This window comes from Actinoplanes flavus, from assembly GCF_017592555.1.
Taxonomy (GTDB): Bacteria; Actinomycetota; Actinomycetes; order Mycobacteriales; family Micromonosporaceae; genus Actinoplanes; species Actinoplanes flavus.
On sequence record NZ_JAGFNS010000018.1, the window covers coordinates 22,767 to 43,528 of the forward strand.

General features: G+C 70.5%; 12 protein-coding genes. 4 read left to right on the plus strand and 8 right to left on the minus strand.

Translation table 11 applies throughout. From position 1 onward, the window contains the following. Positions 1–52: 52 nt before the first annotated feature. Positions 53–898, minus strand: a complete 846-nt coding sequence (locus J5X75_RS25955) for an NAD(P)H-hydrate dehydratase (protein WP_208470118.1) — start codon at positions 896–898, stop codon at positions 53–55. Beyond that, positions 882–1,598 (minus strand): histidine phosphatase family protein, encoded by a 717-nt coding sequence (locus J5X75_RS25960; RefSeq protein ID WP_208470119.1) that lies wholly within the window; start codon positions 1,596–1,598, stop codon positions 882–884. The genes J5X75_RS25955 and J5X75_RS25960 overlap by 17 nt, the downstream gene beginning before the upstream one ends. A 115-nt stretch (positions 1,599–1,713) precedes the next feature. Between J5X75_RS25960 and J5X75_RS25965 the strand changes: the two genes are divergently transcribed. Together J5X75_RS25965 and J5X75_RS25970 are read left to right on the plus strand one after the other, a co-directional pair. Further along, the gene (locus J5X75_RS25965) at positions 1,714–2,592 is read left to right on the plus strand and encodes a sulfite exporter TauE/SafE family protein (RefSeq protein WP_208470120.1); all 879 of its coding nucleotides are present in this window, start codon (positions 1,714–1,716) and stop codon (positions 2,590–2,592) included. A gap of 53 nt (positions 2,593–2,645) precedes the next feature. After that, the gene (locus J5X75_RS25970; RefSeq protein WP_208470121.1) at positions 2,646–5,057 is read left to right on the plus strand and encodes an EAL domain-containing protein; all 2,412 of its coding nucleotides are present in this window, start codon (positions 2,646–2,648) and stop codon (positions 5,055–5,057) included. 129 nt (positions 5,058–5,186) lie between these two features. Here the strand turns inward: J5X75_RS25970 and pulA are convergent, their stop codons facing one another. Next, entirely contained in the window at positions 5,187–10,565 is a 5,379-nt protein-coding gene (gene pulA / locus J5X75_RS25975; protein WP_307798264.1) for a pullulanase-type alpha-1,6-glucosidase, read from the minus strand. A gap of 321 nt (positions 10,566–10,886) precedes the next feature. On the opposite strand from pulA, the gene J5X75_RS25980 reads away from it, so the two are divergent. Then, the gene (locus J5X75_RS25980; RefSeq protein ID WP_208470123.1) at positions 10,887–11,930 is read left to right on the plus strand and encodes a LacI family DNA-binding transcriptional regulator; all 1,044 of its coding nucleotides are present in this window, start codon (positions 10,887–10,889) and stop codon (positions 11,928–11,930) included. Between the two features lie 126 nt (positions 11,931–12,056). On the opposite strand, the gene J5X75_RS25985 is transcribed toward J5X75_RS25980, so the two are convergent. The 5 genes from J5X75_RS25985 to argH form a co-directional block, all read right to left on the minus strand. Continuing rightward, positions 12,057–12,959, minus strand: coding sequence for a sugar ABC transporter permease (locus J5X75_RS25985; RefSeq protein WP_372450961.1), 903 nt, complete (start codon positions 12,957–12,959; stop codon positions 12,057–12,059). Between the two features lie 10 nt (positions 12,960–12,969). Continuing rightward, the gene (locus J5X75_RS25990) at positions 12,970–13,971 is read right to left on the minus strand and encodes a carbohydrate ABC transporter permease (RefSeq protein ID WP_208470125.1); all 1,002 of its coding nucleotides are present in this window, start codon (positions 13,969–13,971) and stop codon (positions 12,970–12,972) included. 66 nt (positions 13,972–14,037) lie between these two features. Then, the gene (locus J5X75_RS25995; RefSeq protein ID WP_208470126.1) at positions 14,038–15,339 is read right to left on the minus strand and encodes an extracellular solute-binding protein; all 1,302 of its coding nucleotides are present in this window, start codon (positions 15,337–15,339) and stop codon (positions 14,038–14,040) included. A gap of 399 nt (positions 15,340–15,738) precedes the next feature. Further along, entirely contained in the window at positions 15,739–17,952 is a 2,214-nt protein-coding gene (locus J5X75_RS26000; protein WP_208470127.1) for a DUF4132 domain-containing protein, read from the minus strand. A 79-nt stretch (positions 17,953–18,031) separates the two neighbouring features. Continuing rightward, on the minus strand, positions 18,032–19,483 hold the full coding sequence (argH, locus tag J5X75_RS26005) for an argininosuccinate lyase (RefSeq protein ID WP_208470128.1): 1,452 nt from the start codon (positions 19,481–19,483) through the stop codon (positions 18,032–18,034). 161 nt (positions 19,484–19,644) lie between these two features. Here argH and dapE point away from each other — a divergent pair, with 161 nt between their 5' ends. After that, complete coding sequence (dapE, locus tag J5X75_RS26010) at positions 19,645–20,703, plus strand: succinyl-diaminopimelate desuccinylase (RefSeq protein ID WP_208470129.1); 1,059 nt, start codon at positions 19,645–19,647, stop codon at positions 20,701–20,703. Positions 20,704–20,762 lie beyond the last annotated feature (59 nt).

Here is a 20,762-nt window from a genome sequence, read left to right on the forward strand (position 1 = left end):
CGACCGGACGGTCCGGCAGCGCCCGGGCCACGTCGGCGACCGCGTACCCGCTTCACACCGAGGCAATCGTCGATGCGATTTCGTCGACGAGTTCGCGGGCCAGGAAGCCGATCCGGCCGTACCGCGGGGCCAGCCGCAGACCGCTGACCGCGTGCGCGTAGGCGCCCCAGCAGGCGGCCTGTGCCGGGTCGGCGCCGCGGCCGAGCAGTCCGGCCACGATGCCGGCGCGGACGTCGCCGCTGCCCGAGGTGCCGAGGCCGGCGTGACCGCTCTCCTCACGCCAGGCCGGGCCGTCCGGTGCGGCGATGTGGCCGTAGAGCGAGACCACGGCCTGATGGCGTTCGGCCAGTTCGCGGGCGGCCGCGGCCAGATCGTCGCCGGGTTCGCGGCCGAGCAGATGGGCGGCCTCCACCAGGTTCGGGGTGAGCACGGCACGGCGGCGGTCGAGCAGGCCGGGGTCCTTGCTGAGGGCGCCGAGGGCGTACGCGTCGAGGACCAGGGCGGTCTCCTCGGGCGCCCGGGCCAGCACGGCGCGCATCAGGCGGACGGTGTGGTCGACGTCGTCGAGGCCGGGCCCGAGCGCGATCACGTCGGCGCCGCCGGCCAGCTCGAGGATCTCGTCGGTGGGCGCGCCGTCCGGAGCGAGACCCACCACTTTGGCCTCCGGGACCGCGATGCTCAACGGTACGGCGGACTCCGCGGCCACCGCGAGCTGCAACCGCCCGGCGCCCGCCCGCAGCGCCGCGACCCCGGCCAGCAGCACCGCGCCCGGGGTGCAGCGGGCGCCGCCGACGACCAGCACGGTGCCGCGGGACTCCTTGCCACCCTGCGGGTCCGGCAGGGGCCAGTCGCGCAGCAGCGCGGGGGTGACGACCCGTTCCTCAGACCGGTTCGGCATTGACGTCCTCCTGCCGGGTCGGCGGCGCGTCGTGCCGGTGCAGGTGCTCGACCGAGTTGAACAGGCCGGGTTCCAGGCGGTCGCCGGCGCGGGCCCAGGTGCTGACCGAGCAGTTGGCGATGGTGGTGCCGTGGGCGATCGCCATGAGTTCCGCCTCGCTGAGCCGCTCGGCCAGGTAGCGCACCATGAGCACGGTGGCCTCGTGGGCGAAGAGCACGACCCGGCCGCCGGGGTGGTCCTCGCCGATCTCGCGCAGCAGGGCGCGCAGTCGCAGCAGCACGTCGGCCCAGGACTCGCCACCGGGTGGCCGGTAGTAGAACTTGCCGAGCCGTTCCCGGCGGCGCGCCTCGGCGGGCAGCCGGGCCTGGACGCCGCGTGCCGTGAGCAGGTCGAGCACACCGAGCTCCCGGTCGCGCAGCCGCTCGTCGACGACGATCTCGGCGGGGATCGAGCCGAGCGCGATCTCCGCGGTCTGCCGGGCACGCAGATAGGGCGACACCACGGCGAGCCCCGGTTGCTGCCCGCTCAGCCAGCGGCCGACCGCCTCGGCCTGGTCCCGTCCGGTCGGGGCGAGCGGCACGTCCGCGTCGCGTTCCGGGATGTCGATCAGCTCGGCGCCGCCGGCCTCGGCGTCCTGAGCGGTGACGTTTCCGGTGCTGAGGCCGTGCCGGACGACCGCGAGCCAGTCCAATCGGTGCATGCCGGGGCCTTACCCGGTTCCGGAGCGGACTACCCTCCCCCGGCCGTGCGAGAAACTCGACAAACTCAACTGATTTAGTAGACAAGGAGGGTGTTCGTCGGGCAGGCTGCGCCGCATGGATCCGATCATGGTGCTCGCCGGCCTCGGAGTCGGCATCATCGTCGGGCTCACCGGCATGGGCGGTGGCGCCCTGATGACGCCCATCCTCGTCCTGCTCTTCGGCGTGCACCCGGTCGCCGCGATCTCCAGCGACCTCGCCGCCAGCGCGATCATGAAACCGTTCGGCGGCTGGGTGCACGCCCGCCGCGGCACGGTCAACTGGCGGCTGGTGGCCTGGCTGTGCGCCGGTAGCATCCCGTCCGCCTTCCTCGGCGTCCTGCTGCTGGACATGTTCGGCAGCGACGAGAGCGTCCAGCACGCCGTCAAGATCGCCCTCGGCGTGGCGCTGCTGCTGGCCGCCGGCGGCATGCTGCTCAAGGCCTGGACCGGGCGCCGCAACGCGGACCGCCCGGTGGCCCCGATCACCGTCAAGCCCGTCCCGACCGTGCTGATCGGGATCATGGGCGGCCTGGTGGTCGGCCTCACCTCGGTCGGCTCCGGCTCGCTGATCATCGTGGCGCTGCTGGCGCTCTACCCGACGCTGCGCGCCAACGACCTGGTCGGCACCGACCTGATCCAGGCGGTGCCGCTGGTCACCGCCGCGGCACTGGGCCACGCCTTCTTCGGCGACCTCCAGCTCGACATCGCCGGCGCGGTGGTCCTCGGGTCCATCCCGGGCGTGCTGCTCGGCTCCCGGATCTCGTCGCGGGCGCCCGGCGGGCTGGTCCGGTCCGCGCTGGTGATCGTGCTGCTGGCCAGCGCCCTCAAGCTGTTCGACCTGCCCACCCTGGTGGTCGGGGTGGTCGCCGGCGTGGCGATCCTGGTCGCCGTCGGCATCGGCCTGCAAGGCCGGACCACCCGGGAGAGGGAGCCGGCAGAAGCCGGCATCGGCTAATACCACCCCGATCGGCTGCCGATGTGAGGCGGCGTCGAATCTCGGGGGTACGGATGAACGTACGGCAGAAGCTGCTCGGGGGTTATCTTCTGGTGGCCCTCATGGTGGCCGCCACCGCGCTGATCGCGTGGCGGACCACCACGGTGTCGGCCGAGCGGGCCGCCGCGCTGGAGGCGGCCCGGCTGGCCCGGGGCGTCGCCATGGACGTCGCGCTGGGCCTCTCGGAGGACACCGAGGGCGAGGTGATCGCGCCGCTCTACTACAGCCCCGGGGCACTCGACAACTACCTCCAGCGGATGCACGAGATCCAGCACCGTGACGCCGTGGTGGTGGACTCCGGCAAGTACATCCTCGGTGACGTCGTCCGGGAGAACGTCGCGGCGCTCTTCGACCACGATCTCGGCGACGAGGTCGGCCGGACGATCGACGACGGCGAGTCCCGCGCCTTCGTCGAGACCAGCGCCGACTACCCCGGCGGCATCAAACAGGTCGTGGTGCCGATGAACACCAAGGCCGGCAAGCGGATCGGCGCGGTCATCCTCGAGTACACCCCGATCTACGAGCAGATGATGGCGTCCACCCGGCCGGCCCAGATAATCACCATGATCAGCTCCGCCGTGGTGATCCTGCTGGTGCTCGCCCTCGGCATCGGGCTGTCCGGCTCGCTGATCCGGCGGATCACCTCGCTCACCGCGGCGGTTCGCACCATCCGTACCGGGGACTACTCGCTGCGGGTGCCGCCGAACGGCCGCGACGAGATCGGGCGGCTGGCCCGCGCCTTCAACTCGATGGCCGAACAGCTCGAGCTCTCGGCCCGGGAGATCCTGGCCAAGGAGTACACCGACAGCATCCTGGCCAACGCCGGTGAGGGCATCTGCGGCATCGACCCGGCCGGGAACATCACCTTCGCCAACGAGGCGGCCGGGCGGATCACCGGCCTCGGCGTCGGCGGGCTGCTCCAGCGGTCGGCCACCGTGCTCTTCCCGGCGGCGGCCGACGGGCTGACCAGCGGCATCCGGGAGGGCCGCCTGCTGCGCCCGGACGGCACCACGGTCCGGGTCGAGTACAACGTCAGCTCCCTGGAGAAGGCGGGCCGGCCGATCGGCGCGGTCGTCGTGCTGCGCGACGTCACCCGGCAGCGCGACCTCGAACACGACCTGCGCCACCAGGCCCTGCACGACGGGCTCACCGGGCTGCCCAACCGCAAGCTGGTGCTCGACCGGCTGGACCACGCGCTCAACCGGTCCCGGGCCTCCGGCGAGCACATCGCCCTGCTCTACCTCGACCTGGACGGCTTCAAACGGATCAACGACAGCCTCGGGCACAACGCCGGCGACCTGCTGCTGCGGACCGCGGCGGAGCGGCTGGGCGCCACCGTACGACCGCACGACACGGTGGCCCGGCTCGGCGGCGACGAGTTCGCCGTCCTGCTCGAGGGCGCCACCCCGCCGGTGGTGGAGAAGCTGGCCCGCGCCTGCCTGGACGCCATCGCCCGGCCCTTCGTGGTGCACGGGCGGGAGGCGGTCGTGACGGTCAGCGTCGGCGTGGTCCCGGACGCGGCCCGCTACACCGACGCCGACGAGGTGGTCCGCAACGCCGACGTCGCCATGTACGCCGCCAAGGACCTGGGCAAGAACCGGTTCATGGTGTTCGAGAACCGGATGCACGAGCAGCTGCTCACCCGGCTCGACCAGGAGAACCGGCTGCGCGAGGCGGTGCACCGCGGCGAGCTGCGGCTGCACCTGCAACCGGTGTTCGCGGTGCAGGAGGGTCAGGTGGCCGGCGCCGAGGCGCTGGTCCGCTGGGAGGACCCGCAGCGCGGGCTCCAGCAGCCGGGCTCGTTCATCCCGCTCGCCGAGGAGACCGGCATGATCATCGAGATCGACCGGTGGATCCTGCTCGAGTCCTGCCGGACGCTGCGCCACTGGCAGCAGGAGAGCCCGTGGACCGCGCCCGCCTGGGTCAGCGTCAACCTGTCGGCCGCCCACCTGGACCTGCCCGACCTCACCGACCACGTGGCGTACGCCCTGGCCACCACCGGGCTCTCGCCGCAGTGCCTGGTCCTGGAGCTCACCGAGACGGTGATGATGCGGGACGTGGCGGTCACCTCGGCCCGTCTCCAGGAGTTGCGCGACCTCGGCGTACGGATCGCGATCGACGACTTCGGCACCGGCTACTCGTCGCTCGGCTACCTGCGCGACATCCCGGTCGACGTGCTGAAGCTCGACCGCTCGTTCATCACCGGGCTGGTCGGCAACGGCCGCCAGCAGGAACTGGTCAGCGCCATCGTGCAGCTCGGGCACACCCTCGGCCTGCGGGTGGTGGCCGAGGGCGTCGAGGACGCCGACGAGCTGAACCTGCTCACGGTGATGGGCTGCAAGTTCGTGCAGGGCTACCACCTGGGCCGGCCGGAACCGGCCGACCGGCTCTACGAACGGCTCACCACCCCGGCCCTCAACAGCTAGCCGGCATGGAATCGGCCACCGCCCACCCGGGCAGGCGGGTGAGCGGTGGCCGTGATCAGGGGCTGAGCCGGGTCGGCGCCGGGGTGGAAGGGGGACCGGCGCCGACCCGGTGGCCGGCTGAGCCGAGGATCAGCTCTGCACGAAGACCGAGACGGTCCGTGCCGGGACGGTGAGCGTGCCGGTCGCCGCCGCGAAGGACGCGGAACGGGTGACCGGGTCGGCCGAGGCCCGCTGCACCGGGTGGAGGGCGACCTTCTTGCCGGCCAGCGCGGGCACCGTCTGGGTGGCCGCCGTGGTGCCGGCGTTGAAGACCACCGTGATCGACTTCCACTGACGGTCCACGCCGCGGGCGTCGATCGTCATGGTGATCACGCCAGGGGTCTCGTTCCGGCCGGACAGCGGGAACGACACCCGCTGCCGCACCTGCGCACCGGTGGCCAGACCGAACGCCGGGCTGGACTTCCGGATCCGGAGCAGCTCCTGGTAGAGGTTGTTGGACAGGTTCATCGAGGCGCAGTCCGGCACCAGGGCCGGGTCGGCCAGCAGCGGCTTGGCGTAGGCGTACTTCGACTCGTTGTCCGCCTTGGGCGGCAGACCCCGGCCGAAACCGTTGCCCTGCGTGCAGTCCCAGATGATCTGGTTGAACCAGTCACCCGAGTTGAACGAGTTCCGGTCCAGCGACTTGGAGCGCAGGATCTCGCTGCCCGCGGTCACGAAGCCCACACCCTGCCCGAGCACCGTGGTGGCCAGCGCCACCGACTGCGCCCGTGCCCGGTCCGCGGCCGTGGTGGCCTGGGGCAGCTTGTACGCCAGCGCGTCGTACAGGATCTCGTTGTCGTGCGCGTCGACGTAGGTGATCGACTCACCGGGGTCGACCGTGTAGCCGGCCGGCGCCCCGTTGTAGTCCACCTGCGAACCCTTGACGGTCGCGCCGGACGAGTCGGTGAACGTGTAGTCCGCCAGGTTGCCGGTCAGACCGACCTTGATCAGGTCCTGGTAGTGCAGCAGGCGCGCCTTCTGCTCCGCGGCGGTGCCGTTGACCGGGTCGCCGTTGGGCGCGCCGGCCAGACCGGACGCGAAGCCCTGGATGCGCGGGTTGCCGTCGAACGGGCCGCCGCCACGGACCGCGTCCCGGAGCCGGTCGTTGAACACGCCGATCCCGGTTCCGCCCATGTTCAGCTGGGTGGCCTGGATGAAGCGGGCGTCGTTCGCCACCTCACCGAAGTTCCAGCCCTCGCCGTACACATAGATGTTCTTGCCGTCGACGCCGTCGCGCGCCAGGGTCAGCTTGTCGAGGGCCTTGCGCACCGCCAGGATGTTCGCCTTCGGGTGGTGGCCCATCAGGTCGAAGCGGAACCCGTCGACCTTGTACTGCTTGGCCCACGTGACGATCGAGTCGACCACGAGCTTGCCCATCATCGCGTTCTCCGGCGCGGTGTTGGCACAGCAGGTGGAGTTGGCGACGGTGCCGTCCTCGAGCAGCCGGTGGTAGTAGCCGGGCACGATCTGGTCGAGCACCGACTTGGCGTCGGTCCCGGCCGCCGAGGTGTGGTTGTAGACGACGTCCATGACGACCCGCAGGCCGGCCTGGTTGACGCCCGCGACCATCGCGCGGAACTCCTTGGTCCGCTGGTCCGGGTCGACCGCGTAGCCACCCTCCGGAACGGTGTAGTGCAGCGGGTCGTAACCCCAGTTGTACCCGTCGGTGGCGGCCACCTTCTCGATGCAGGCCTGCTGCTGGTCCGAGTCGGCCGGCATCGACGCCAGGTCGCAGGCGGGCTGCTGCTGGTCGGCGCGCTTCTCCGGGATGGTGGCGAAGTCGAACGCCGGGAGCAGGTGCAGGTGGGTGACCCCGGCCCGGCCCAGCTCGGCCAGGTGCTTCATGCCCTCGGTGTTCCGGTCGGTGAAGGCGCTGAAGGTGCCCCGCCTGCCGGCCGGCACGGACGCGTCGGCGATGGAGAAGTCCCGGACTGACAGCTCCGAGATCTGGATCTTGGCGGGTGCGACGGCCGCCGGCTTCCGGAGGCCCGCCCAGCCGGCCGGCGCGAGCGCCGGGTCGGAGAGGCTGACGAAGCGGCTGCGGGTGGAGTCGGGGGTGAGCGCCACCGCGTACGGGTCGGTGACCGACGCCGTGACCACCTTCTGCGCGGCCGGCTGCCACGCGGTGACCCGGAACCTGTAGAACTTGCCGGCCCAGTCGCCGCGGCCGGACCAGACGCCGGTGCGGTCGTCGCGGGTCAGCTCCACGAGAGCCGGGGAGACCTGGCCGGCGGTGTCGTAGACCTCGAGCTCGACGGTGCGGGCGGTCGGCGCCCACACCGCGACGCTCGCCTTCCGGCCGCTGACGACCGGGCCGAGGGTGGCGCCGGTCGCGGAGCCGTAGACGTCGTCGAGGACGCCGGAGAGCTGGACGCCGGTGGCCGAGAGCAGCTTGCCGGCGGCGTCGCGCTCGGTGACCACGACCTGGCTCCGCAGAACATCGGAAAGATCTTTTTTATCGGTACGGAACGCGCCGTACTGCCACAGGTGCGGGAACGCCTCACGCTGCGCCTCGGTGAGGCCGTCGCGCCGCGCGGTGAGAGACACGCTCTCGAAAGTCCCGGTGAGCTCGCCGTCCTTGACGCCGATCCCGCCGGTGGGCGACCAGACCAGGTCGTAGACCTTGCCGTCGGTGCCCGCACCGACCGGCTCCAGGGTGGTGCCGGTGCCGGTCTTCCAGGCGATCGTGCCCCGGTCCAGCCAGACCGCGGCGGACTTGGTCACGTCGGCCACGCCGCCGCCACCGGCGGTCTTGACCAGCGGCAGCAGGCGGGTCTCCTGACCGGCCAGCAGCCAGACCTCGTGGCCCGCCTTGGCGAAGTCGAGGGACTGGTCGGCGGGCAGGTCCTTCTCGTCGCCGCGGTGGATGATGTAGCTCAGCGAGGTCGCCCCGGCCGCGAGCGGCACCTCGAAGACCGCGCCGTAGCTGTCGATCCGGGCCGGCGGCAGCGGGCTCGACCAGTCGGTCGGGTTCGCGGCGCCGGACCAGACGTGCATGCCCCAGCCGTCGTAGGCGCCGTCGGCCCGGTTCCAGTGGATGACCGCCTTGGTGGTGTCCGGTGCCGGGCCGGGCTCGCCGGTGGCGGCCTGCCGCGAGGTGTAGACCTTGGCGTCGCCCTGCTTGACCCAGATCTCCGGGTTCTCGCCGACGTTGATGCTCCGGTCCGCGTCGACGTCCTTGTTCCCGTCGTCGTCGACCACGATGAACCCGACGCTCTTCGCGCCCGGCTTCAGCTTCACGTAGGCGAAGCGGCCGTACGAGTCGGCGCCGGTGAACTGCTGACCGTTGGGCCAGCTGGTGGACATGGACGGGTCGATGTCGCCCCACACGTACAGGTTCTGGTCGTCGTACTCGCCGTCCGGCCGCTGGTAGTGCACGACCGCGTAGCCGGCGGTGGAGGTGGCCTCCGGGGTTCCGACGGTGATGTTCACGGTCGAGGACGCGAGGCGTCCCCTGCTGTCGCGCACCACCGCCTTGTACCGCACCGGGGTGTCGCCGGCCAGCCCGGTCAGGTCGTGGTAGACCCGGTAGGGCGCCCGGTCGGCGGTGCCGAGCAGCTTCCACGCGCCGTTTCCGGCCTGGGCCGCGAAGGTCACGGTCGACAGCGGGTCACCGGCGACGTCGGCGACGATCTCGGTGCGGGTGGCGACCGAGGCGTTCGGCTTCGGGCCGCTGATGCTCACGGTCGGAGCGGCAGAGGGTACGGCCACCGCGGTCCCGGCCTTGAAGACGACCGAGGACAGCGCCGGAACCGTGACGGTGATCCGGCCGCCGGCGTCCGAGGCCACCCCCGTGGCGCCGCCGTAGATCCCGGTGAACGTGGCGTTCGGCGTGGACGTGGCGAAGCTGACGGTCTGCGCGGTGGTGGCGTTGTTGGACGCGACGACGTACTCGGCCTGCTTGGCCTTGTCGATGCGGGAGACCGCGAAGACGCCCTGGCCCTCGGCCGCGTACCGGGTCAGCTGGACGCCGGTGACCAGCGCCGGGTTCGCCTTGCGGAGCTTCGCGAGCGCCGCGATGGTCCGGTAGACCGGGTGCGACGTGTTGTAGTTGTCCACCGCGTGGGTGCTGTCGGTGCCGATCAGGTCGTCGTCCAGGTAGTCCGCGCTCTTGCTGGCGTACAGGTCCTGGCGGGCGTCCTTGTCGCCGCCCGGCCCGGTGAAGCCCTGCTCGTCACCGGAGTAGACGACCGGCTGGCCGCGGGTGAGGAACATCAGCTCGTGGGCGAGCTGGTCGCGCTTGAGCTGGGTGTCGGCGGTCGCCGCGGCGGCGATGAAGGAGCCGATCCGGCCCATGTCGTGGTTGCCGAGGAAGGTCGGCAGCCGGTCCGCGCCGGTGTTGCGGGCGGTGTAGAGATCGTCCTTGGCGTACAGGGCGGACAGCGCGTCGGCGCCGCTGTTGCCGGTGACGAAGCCGCGGGCCGCCTCCTGGAAGGAGAAGTCCAGCGTGGCCGGGAGCTTGCCCTCGCGCACGTAGGTCGACTGGATCTCCTGGTCGGCGGTGTAGACCTCGCCGAACATGAAGAAGTCGTCCTTGCCGGCCTTCTTGGCGGCCCGCTCGACGCCGGGCGCCCACTGCTGCCAGAACTCCATGTTGGAGTGCTTGACGGTGTCCAGGCGGTAGCCGTCGATGCCGGTGTCGGCGATCCAGTCCGAGTAGATCTCGGTCATGCCCTCGACCACCTCGGGACGCTCGGTGAAGAGGTCGTCGAGGCCGACGAAGTCGCCGTACTCGCTGTTCTCACCGGCGAAGGTGGAGTCGCCGCGGTTGTGGTACATGTTCACGTCGTTCAGCCAGGACGGCTTCTTGACGGTCTTGTCCGCGGTGCTGCCGAAGACCGGGGTGTACGGGTACGACGTCGCGTCGGTCTCCGGGAACGTCGACGAGGTCGCGTAGTTGCGGTCCTCGAACGGCTGCCCGTCGGTGTCGGTGTACGGGGAGTCGGCCTTGTCGACGTACGTGTTCGTGTTCTCCGCGTACTTGATGACGTCCGCGGTGTGGTTGACGATGATGTCCAGGTAGATCTTCATGCCCCGCTGGTGCGCGAGCTTGACCAGCTTCTTCAGGTCGGCGTTGGTGCCGAAGTGCGGGTCGACCTGGGTGAAGTCGGTGATCCAGTAGCCGTGGTAGCCGGCCGACACGCCGGTGCCGGCGCCCTGCACGGGACGGTTCTTGAAGACCGGGGCGAGCCAGATGGCGGTGGTCCCGAGGCCCTGGATGTAGTCCAGCCGGTCCATCACGCCTTTGAGGTCGCCACCGTGGTAGAAGCCCTTGTCGGTGGGGTCGTAGCCGGTCGACAGCCGGTCGCCGGAGAGCCCGCCCCGGTCGTTGCGAGTGTCGCCGTTGGCGAACCGGTCCGGGAGCACGAAGTAGAACTGCTCACCGGAGGACGGGTTGTCCGAGCCCCAGTTCGCGATCACCGCGTCGCTGGGAACGGACGGGGCCGCGACGGCGGCGGAGGCCGGCACGGCGACGAGTGGGAGGAAGAGGCTGAGCAGAGCGGCGCCCAGCCTCAGACGGCGGTGTAAGGGTTTTCTCGGTGCCACTGCGCACCCTTCCGATTCGGTGGTATCGGATCGACTGTTATATATTCCAGGCACCGCCCCGGCGTGGACGCCGCCCGACCGACTCCGTAGTGTGATCATGGAGCGGCCCACCGATCCGGGGCACGTTTCGTCGAACGATGAACTTGTATCGCTCTTGTTGCCGGGACGTTAGCAAGGTCTTGCATCGAATGGAAGACCTTTCAGGACCATGCCGGGCGGACAACAGACCACTAGAGTGAGACCATGCGTGCGCGAATGGCCGATATCGCCAAACAGGCTCAGGTCAGTGAGGCGACGGTGTCGCGTGTCATTAACGACCGCCCCGGCGTCTCAGCTGAAACCCGACAGGCGGTTCTGACCGCACTCGACGTGCTGGGGTATGAACGACCGGAAAGATTGCGCAAGCGCAGCGCAGGCCTCGTCGGCCTGGTCGTCCCCGAACTCGACAACCCGATCTTCCCGGCCTTCGCCCAGGTGATCGAGTCGACGCTGGCGCAGCACGGCTACACGCCGGTGCTGTGCACCCAGTCGCCGGGCGGCGTCACCGAGGACGAGTATGTGGAGATGCTCCTCGACCGCCAGGTCTCCGGCATCGTCTTCATCTCCTCCCTCGCCGCCGACACCACCTCGGACCGCTCCCGCTACCAGCGCCTGCTCGACCGGCCGCTGCCGATCGTGCTGGTCAACGGCTATGCGAAGGAGCTGGAGGCGCCGTTCGTCTCGTGCGACGACCGGGTCGCCGGCGAGCTGGCGGTCACCCACCTGGTGGCACTCGGGCACCGCCGGATCGGCATGATCTCCGGCCCCAACCGGTTCATCAACACCCAGCGCAAGCTCCAGGGCTACCGCACCGCCATGAAGCGCGAGGTGGGTCTCAACGACGCCGAGGTGGACGAGCTGATCTCGCTGACCCTGTTCGGCGTGGAGGGCGGCGAGGTGGCCGCCGACCGGCTGCTGGCCAAGGGCGTCACCGGCATCATCTGCGCCTCGGACATGATGGCGCTGGGCGCGATCCGGGCCGCCCGGCGGCGTGGCCTGCGGGTTCCGGAGGAGGTGTCGGTCATCGGCTTCGACGACTCGGCGCTGATTCCGTTCACCGACCCGCCGCTGACCACGCTGCGCCAGCCGGTCGCCGCCATGGCGGTGGCCGCGGTCCGTTCGCTGGTCGACGAGATCAACGGGCACGGCGCGCCGCACTCGGAGTATCTTTTCCACCCCGAACTGGTGGTCCGTAACTCGACGGCGATCGCTCCGATGCGCTCCGAGGTTCCGGTCACCGTCGCCTGACCGAAATCGTGCGGATGGCGGCCGAGCCGCCGTCCGCACGACGAGAGAGCGTTCTCCCGGATCAGCGAAAGACGTCCAGGCGCCTACTGGAATCGGTAGACGCCTGGACGCAATTCGTTTGGCGAATCAGCCCTTCGTGCCGCCGGCGGTAAGGCCGGACACGAGATGCTTCTGGGCGAAGAGGAATACGATTCCGGCCGGGATCGTGACCAGAATGGCCGCGGCGGTCAGGTATTCCCACTGCGGATTGAACTGGGGCACGAACTGGCGCATGCCGTAGGCCAGGGTGAACTTCTTGTCGTCCTGGATGAAGGCCGACGCGTAGGCCACCTCGCCCCAGGCGGTGAGGAAGGTGTAGAAGCCGGTCACCGCGATCGCCGGGCGGGCCAGCGGCAGGATCACCGTCCAGAACGTACGGAACGGGCCGCAGCCGTCCAGCGACGCCGCCTCGTCGAGCGAGTTCGGGATCGAGTCGAAGTAGCCCTTGAGCATCCAGGCACAGAACGGCACGGCGATGGTCAGGTACGCGATGACCAGCGACGGCAGCGTGTTGATCAGACCCAGGTTGGCCATGATCGTGTAGATCGGCACGATCAGGATGGCCACCGGGAACATCTGGGTGACCAGGAAGACCATCATCAGCGACCGGCGGCCCGGGAAGTTGAACCGGGACAGGGCGTACCCCGTGGTGGCCGAGAAGAAGATCCCGAAGAGCATCGTGAGCGCCGCCACCAGCACCGAGTTGAGGAACCAGATCGGGAAGTTGGTGTCGAACAGCACGTACTCGTAGTTGGCCAGGGTCGGGTCCTTGACCAGGGTGAGCTCGCTGCTCTGCACGGCGTACCCGGGCTTGAACGAGGAGAGCAGCACCCAGGCGATCGGGCCGATCGCGATGAGCGAGGCCACGATCATGGTGGCGTGCAGACCGATCGAGGCGGCGACGCTGCGCCGGCCGCGCCGCGGCTTGTTGACGGGCGCCTCGCTCGGTGTCGGCGCCGGAAACGCCGTGATCGGCGGAGTGGTCGTCATCTGAGCCATGTCACCAGACCTCGCCTTGCTTGCGCAGCACCCGCCGGTAGAACACCGAGAAGATGAGCAGGATCGAGAGGATCAGCACGCCGTAGGTCGAGGCGAGCGAGTAGTTCCGGATGCCTTCGAAGGCCGCCCGGAAGGCGCCGGTCACCAGGATCTCGGTCTGCCCGGCGGGCTGTCCCTCGGTCACCAGGAAGATGATCGGGAACATGTTGAAGGTCCAGATGGTGCCGAGCAGGATCACCGTCATGCTGACCGGGCGCAGGCCGGGCAGGGTGATGTTGCGGAACCGCTGCCACGGCGTCGCCCCGTCGATCTCGGCGGCCTCGTAGAGCTCGTCGGAGATGCTCTGCATGCCACCGAGCAGGGCCACCATCATGAACGGGACACCAAGCCAGACGTTGGTGACGACGGCCGTGAACATCGAGGTCCAGCGGCTGTCGAACCAGGCGACCGGATCGACGCCGACCCACCCGAGCATCGAGTTGATCACGCCGAAGCGCTCGTTGAAGAGGAACTTCCAGGCGAAGGCGCTGACGAACGCGGGGACCGCCCAGGGCAGCACGAGCAGCACCCGGTAGAGACCGCGGAACCGCATCTTGCGGTTGATCATGACGGCCAGGCCGAGGCCGAGACCGTAGTGGAAGGCCACCCCGACCACCGTCCACACCAGGGTGTTCGCGGTCCACATCCAGAACTCGCCGACCTTGCCGGTGAGGACGTTGGCGTAGTTGTCCAGGCCTACGAACGACCAGGCGTTCGGGTTCTCCTTGCAGACCTCACCGCCGGTGATGGACTTGGTGCAGATCTCGGCGAGCTGGTTGGCCTCGGTCTGGTTGGTGAACGAGATCCAGAAGCCGTTGATCAGGGGGTAGAAGATCAGGATCGCCAGGACGAGGACGACGGGCAGGACCATCGCCCACGCCGACCAGTTCTTGTCCCAGCTCTGCCGCAACTTGGTCGGCAGTCCGACGCGGCCCGGCGCCGGGTCGGCGGTCACAGTGCTCATCAGCTGTGCTCCAGGGGAACGACGGCGGGCGCCGGCCCGCAGAGGGCCGGCGCCTGCTTCAATCGGTCAGTTGGTGGCGTACGAGGGGACGACCTCGGCCTTGTACTTCTTCGCCACGGCGTCCAGCGAGCCCTTGGCGTCCTTGTTCTGGATCAGAACCTCGGTGGCCATCTGGTCGAGCGGGCCGAAGAACTGGCCACCCTCCGGGATCCACGGGCGGCTGACGGCGGCCTCGGCGACCGGCTTGAAGGCCGAGACGACCGCGTTGCTCTTCACCGACGCGACGTCGTAGGCCGACTTGCGGGTGGGCAGCAGGCCCAGCTTGCCGGCGAGGAACGCCTGCGACTCGGCGGAGTTCAGGAACTTGACGAACGCGACGGCGGCGGCGGCCTTCTCCTGCGGAACGCCGGACCAGATCACGTAGTTGTGGCCGCCGATCGGGGCGCCGGCCTTCGCCGAACCGGCCGGGACCGGGGCGATGCCGAGGTTCTCGACGCCACCGAAGGCCGGGGCGGTCTTGATGTTGTTGACCTCCCACGGGCCGTTGACGATGAAGGCGACCTTCTTCTCCTTGAAGAGGGTCATCATCGTGCCGTAGGAGTCGGTGGCCGACGGCTTGACCGAGGCGCCGCTGGCGATCAGGTCCTTCGCGACGTTCAGGCCGGCGACGTTCTGCTCGGAGTTGACCACGATCTTCTTGCCCGTGGTGTCGACCAGGTCACCACCCTCGCCGTACATGAACGGCAGGGCGAAGTAGCCGGCCGCGTTGACGTACAGGCCGTCGACGCCGGTCTTCTGCTTGACGGCCTGGGCCGCGGTCTTCAGCTCGGCCCAGGTCTTCGGGACCTGGACGCCGGCCTTCTCCACCAGCTCCTTGTTGTAGAGCAGGGCGAGGCTGTCGGTGACCTGCGGGACGCCGTAGGTCTTGCCGTCGAACTTGTTGGACGCCATCGGGGCGGCCAGGTAGTCCGACTCGTCGGCGAGCAGGTCGGAGCCGTCCAGCGAGTACAGGTAGCCCAGGGAGGCGAACTCGGGAACCCAGGCGACCTCGGCGCGGAGGATGTCCGGCGCGCCGGTCTTCGCGGCGGCGGCGGTCTTGAACTTGTTCTGCGCCTCGGCGAACGGCACCGACTGGTAGTTGATCTTGACGTTCGGGTACGTCTTGTTGAAGTTGGCGATCAGCTCCTGGAAGGCCGGGCCCTCGTTCTTCGCGTCCGAGGTGTCCCACCACGTGAGCTCGGCGGACAGGGAAGCCGGGTCGGCCGCCTTGGTCTCCGTGGAGCCCGACTTCTCCTCGCCGCAGGCGGCGATCGTGAAGGCGAGGGCGACGGAGGTGAGAGCGGCGAGTCCCTTGTTTATGCGACGCATGTTGCGCTCCTTGACTACCTGCTGGGGTTCGACCGGACGGTAGCAAGAAGTTTCGGGCTTAGAAACCCCTTGCGAACGAACTTGCAACACGACCACCGCAAGAAACTGCACGATCCCGACATCGCGGGCATCAAAGGCGGTTCTAGCTGCTGTTCTGTTACCTACCGGAACGGCTTGCGGAACATGATGGTCATGGAAGCCGGTTACAGGGATCCACCATCAGTACGCCTCAAGAGGCTCTAGAGGGGGATGCCCTCGATGCAACTTCTTGCACAATGCCCTGAAAGCCCATGCTGGGAAACAGCGTGCCGGACGTCCGCTCCGTACGAAAGACGTCAGGCAGGTAAAAAGGCGGTGACGGGCATACTGCCCGTCACCGCCCTGACCGACCGCCGAGGGTCAGGTCAGCGACTCCAGATCGCGGAGCACCTCGGAGATCAGCACCGGATCCAGATCGCGCAGGCCCGCCGTCCCGCCGAAGTGGCCCACCTCGCCGAGAGTCTGCTCCGGGAAGAGATCCACGGCCCCGACCGCGATGCCCGGGTCGAGATCCAGAACGAACCCCGGCCCGGCGGCCGGCGACACGCTGATCTGAACCTGCACACCACCGTCCAGCGGGCGCTCCCGCCGCCAGCCGCGACGCTCCAGCCCCAGCACCGCGCCGGTCGGCACCCGGCGGCCCCGGAACCGGGTGATCCGGCCGGTGGCCGCCTCGGCCGTGGTCAGCGCGGCGGTCTCCCGGCCGAGCTGCGGGAACGGCTGCGCGATCCGGTAGTCGACGAAGATCTCCGACCACGGGGCCACCGCCTCGCCCAGGTGGATCGGATGCGCCACGCCGATCGCCTCGTCGCCGCCGAGCTTGACCACCTCGTCGTGCACGTCGGCGAACGTGCCGTCCTCGGCCACCCGGAAGCCGCCGATCAGCACGCCGGCCGCGTCGTAGCGGCCCCAGACCAGCCGCCGGGCCGGGTGGCGCATCAGCGGGTGCTCGGCGAAGAAGCGGCGGAACTCCTCCTCCGTCCAGCGGCGGCCGGTCACCATGGCTTGCTCCAGCCGGCGGACCTGATCGGCGGCGAGCGCCCGGACGTCCTTCTTCAGCGCGGTGAACCGCCGCGACGCCGCGGTGGCCCGCTCGGCGTCGTCGCGGGCGCCCGGCTTGGGCAGGCTTTTCAGGCGCTTGCCGGCGGCGTCCGTGACGAACGGCCGCAACTCCTCGTCGAAGCCGACGACGAACCGCCGGGGGCCGAAGTCGAGGGTCAGGCCGCCGTCACCGTCCAGGCCCAGGTCCGGGACCAGCCGGTCGGCGAGCTGCTCGGCGGTGAGACCCCGCTTCTCGGCGACGTGGCCGAGCTGCCGCGCGGCCGCCGCACGGAGACCGCCGAACCGGCAGCGCTCGGCGACGCGGTGCAGATGCAGCAGCGCGACGTCGGTGCCGATCGCCGCGAGCACCCCGGCGCCGGTGACCGCCCGGGCGTGCCCGCTCTGCCCCGGCCACTCCATGATCAGCGGGGTGAGCCGCCGCACCACCTCGTCGTCGCCGACCCGGCCGAGCGCGTCCAGCGCCCAGCCCTGCCGGCCGTTGGCGCCGGCGGCCAGCCAGGCCTCGAACACCGCCCAGGCGAAGCGGGCCAGGTCAGCGGGCTCGCACGCCGCCCGCACCACATCCACCCCGGAATACCGCTCCAAGGCGCTGTCCAGTGCGAACACCATCGCCAGATCCCGCAGCGCCGTGGCCGGCAGGACGGCCGACGACCCACGGAGGCGGACCGGGGGGCCGGTGGCGGGATCGAACCACTTCGGAATGGCGGGAAGCTTCACCGGCAGGATCGACGCCGGCTCGGCGCCGATCAGCGCCTCGACGGCGGCCGCCGCCTCGGCGCCGAAGGACGCGGCGACTGACCGGACCGTCTCGGCGTGCCCGTCACCGGCCAGGAACATCAGGGTGTGCTGCGCCGACCACCGGGCCGGCCCGTCGCGGCCGAGCGCGCGCGGCACCAGCACCCGCGTGGCGAAGCCGGCATGCCGCTCCAGCCAGACCCGCGCCATCGCGATGAACCCGTCGCCATAACCGGGGCGCACCTGCATCCGCCACACGACCTGGGTGGACGCGAACGGCAGCATCATCGGGCCCGCCAGTGCCGAGTCGTGGAAGGCCAGATGCCGCAGCGGCAGCAGCGCGTCCGCCTCGAACCGGGCGATGACCCGCCGCATCCAGGCCGCGCACTCCGGGGCGGGCTCCGGCTTCCACTCGGCGAGCAGCGGCCGGGCCGTCTCCTCCGGCGCGGCGACGAAGAACTCGGCCGCCTCGCGCCAGCCGACCCGGTCGCCACCGCGCAGCCGGGCGGCGGTCGCGGCCCAGTCGACCGGGCCGGCCGGCTCGAACGGGGCCGACAGCCACTCCTCGCGCTCGCCGGGCGCCCACTCCATGGTGGTCGGCGGCTCCGGCGGCGCGAGGTCGAGGACGACCGGTGGGTTGCCGCGCCGACGGCGCCACGGCGGGTCGGCGAGCAGCGGCGGCAGGGCCTCCGGCGGGGCCGGAACCACGCCGTCCGCACCCGCCGGACACTGCGGGTGCGGAGTGGACGACCGGGGTTCGGGGGGATCGAACGACATGAACGGCACCGTACCGGCCACCGGTGACAGGAACGCCGGGCGGCAGGGCCACCCGGCGTTCCCCGTCACATCCGCGAGGTCAGCGGGGGACGACCGTCTCCACCGCCCACAGGCGCCACGTGTCCAGCTTGTGCTGCACGACGGCGAGCTGCTCGGCCACCGGGCCGGGGCCGGTCGAACCGGGCGTGGTGCGCGCCTCGAGCGCCGACGACACCGACAGCACCTGCCGCACCGACGGGTCGAGATGCTCGCTGACCGTCTTCAGGTCGTCGTCGGTGAGGTCCTCCAGCTCGCACTCGCGGGCCGAGCAGAGCGCCACCAGCTTGCCGGTGATCTCGTGCGCGTCGCGGAACGGCACGCCCTTGCGCACCAGCCAGTCGGCGACCTCGGTGGCCAGCGAGAAGCCCACCGGGGCGGCCGCGGCCAGCCGGTCCACCCGGACCGTCATCGTCGAGACCATCCCGGCCAGCGCGGGCAGCAGCAGCTCCAGGGTGTCGACCGCGTCGAAGGCCGGCTCCTTGTCCTCCTGCATGTCCCGGTCGTACGTCAACGGCAGGCCCTTGAGCATGGTCAGCACCGCGACCAGGCCGCCCACCAGCCGGCCGCTCTTGCCACGGGCCAGCTCGGCGATGTCCGCGTTCTTCTTCTGCGGCATGATCGACGAGCCGGTGGCGAAGGCGTCGTCCAGCTCCACCCAGCCGAACTCGGTGGAGGTCCAGAGCACCACCTCCTCGCCGAGCCGGGACAGGTGCACGCCGATCAGCGCGGTCACGAAGAGGAACTCGGCCACGAAGTCCCGGTCCGCCACGGCGTCCATCGAGTTCGCCGCCGGGGCGGTGAAACCCAGCTCCTTGGCGACCGCCGCCGGGTCCAGCGGCAGCGACGAGCCGGCCAGCGCGCCGGAGCCGAGCGGGCTGATCGCGGTCCGCGTGTCCCAGTCCCGCAGCCGCTCCAGGTCACGCAGCAGCGGCTGCACGTGCGCCAGCAGCCAGTGACCGAAACTGACCGGCTGCGCGTGCTGCACGTGGGTGAGGCCGGGCGCCGGGGTGTCGACGTTGCGGGCGGCCTGCTCGGTCAGCGCGTCGGCCAGCTCGATCAGCGCCACGGCCACCCCGCGGGCGTGGTCGCGCAGATAGAGCCGCAGGTCGGTGGCGACCTGGTCGTTGCGGGAACGGCCGGCCCGCAGCTTGCCGCCGAGCGCGCCGAGACGCTCCAGCAGGCCCCGCTCCAGGGCGGTGTGGACGTCCTCGTCCTCGATCGTGGGCCGGAACTCGCCCGCCGCGCAGGCGGACGCCAGATCGTCGAGGGCGGCCAGGATCCGGCCCAGCTCCTCGGCGTCGAGCAGACCCGCGTTCGCCAGGACCCGGGCGTGCGCGCGGGAGGCGAGCAGATCGTACGGCGCGAGCCGCCAGTCGAACTGGACGCTGACGCTCAGCCGGGCCAGCGCCTCCGCCGGGCCACCGGCGAAACGGCCACCCCACAGCCTCGTCGGCTCGTCGCTCTCCGGCACACCATCTCCTCGTTCGCTCACGTTTCGTTACCTTCCTGGACCCTATCGCTGCACACCGTGCCGTGGATGGCGGCCCGGCATCGTCGCGGTGGGTGGGACGGGTGCGGCGCCTCGCGGGCCGCCGGGCGGCGGCTCACGAAGGCGTACGTATAAAAATGCCTTTGATCTGATAAGTTTGCAACATGACCAGCCTCGATCTGACCGGTGATGTCGTCGACCTCACTCGGACCATCTGTGACATTCCGTCCGTCAGCGGCGATGAGCAGGCCCTGGCCGACGCCGTCGAGGCCGCCCTCCGCGCATTCCCGCACCTCGAGGTGCTGCGCGACGGTGACGCCGTGGTCGCCCGGACGTCGCTGGGCCGCCCGGCCCGGGTGGTGATCGCCGGCCACCTCGACACCGTGCCGATCGCCGGCAACCTGCCGGTCGTCGTCGACGGCGACGTGCTGCGCGGCCGTGGCACCGTCGACATGAAGGCCGGCGTCGCGATGGCCCTGCACCTGGCCGCGACGCTGACGGCGCCGCGCTACGACGTGACCTACGTGTTCTACGACCACGAGGAGGTCGCGGCCAAGCTCAACGGTCTCGGACGGCTGGTCCGCAACCACCCCGAGTGGCTGACCGGCGACTTCGCGATCCTCGGCGAACCGTCCGACGGCACCGTCGAGGGCGGCTGCCAGGGCACCATGCGGGTGAAGATCACCGTGCCGGGGGTGGCGGCGCACTCGGCCCGCTCGTGGAAGGGCAGCAACGCCATCCACAGCGCCGGCGCGGTGCTCGACGTGCTGCGCGCCTACGTGCCGCGGCAGCCGGTCGTCGACGGGCTGCGGTATCACGAGGGGCTCAACGCCGTGAAGATCGAGGGCGGCATCGCCGGCAACGTGATCCCCGACCTGTGCACCGTCCACGTCAACCACCGGTTCGCTCCGGACCGCGATGTGGCCGGGGCCGAGGCGCACCTGCGCGAGGTCTTCGCCGGCTTCGAGCTGGAGGTGACCGACGCGGCGCCCGGCGCTCGTCCCGGGCTCGACCGGCCGGCCGCCAAGGAGTTCGTCGAGCTCGTCGGCCGGACCCCGCAGGCCAAACTGGGCTGGACCGACGTGTCCCGGTTCGCCGGGCTGGGCATTCCGGCGGTCAACTTCGGCCCCGGCGACCCGTTGCAGGCGCACACCGACGGCGAGCACGTGCTGGTGCCGGAGATCCGGCAGGCCCTGCACGTGCTCACCACCTGGCTCAGCTGACCTCGGCTTCCGCGTTCTCGGACGTCTCGCCACCGCCGTCGGTGACAGGACGTCCGAGA

Coding starts and splice junctions, on each gene's coding strand:
- J5X75_RS25970 (WP_208470121.1), top strand. CDS start 2,646: ATGAACGTACGGCAGAAGCTGCTCGGGGGTTATCTTCTGGTGGCCCTC.
- J5X75_RS25965 (WP_208470120.1), top strand. CDS start 1,714: ATGGATCCGATCATGGTGCTCGCCGGCCTCGGAGTCGGCATCATCGTC.
- dapE (WP_208470129.1), top strand. CDS start 19,645: ATGACCAGCCTCGATCTGACCGGTGATGTCGTCGACCTCACTCGGACC.
- J5X75_RS25980 (WP_208470123.1), top strand. CDS start 10,887: ATGCGTGCGCGAATGGCCGATATCGCCAAACAGGCTCAGGTCAGTGAG.
- J5X75_RS25995 (WP_208470126.1), bottom strand. CDS start 15,339: ATGCGTCGCATAAACAAGGGACTCGCCGCTCTCACCTCCGTCGCCCTC.
- J5X75_RS25985 (WP_372450961.1), bottom strand. CDS start 12,959: ATGACGACCACTCCGCCGATCACGGCGTTTCCGGCGCCGACACCGAGC.
- J5X75_RS25955 (WP_208470118.1), bottom strand. CDS start 898: ATGCCGAACCGGTCTGAGGAACGGGTCGTCACCCCCGCGCTGCTGCGC.
- J5X75_RS26000 (WP_208470127.1), bottom strand. CDS start 17,952: ATGTCGTTCGATCCCCCCGAACCCCGGTCGTCCACTCCGCACCCGCAG.
- J5X75_RS25960 (WP_208470119.1), bottom strand. CDS start 1,598: ATGCACCGATTGGACTGGCTCGCGGTCGTCCGGCACGGCCTCAGCACC.
- J5X75_RS25990 (WP_208470125.1), bottom strand. CDS start 13,971: ATGAGCACTGTGACCGCCGACCCGGCGCCGGGCCGCGTCGGACTGCCG.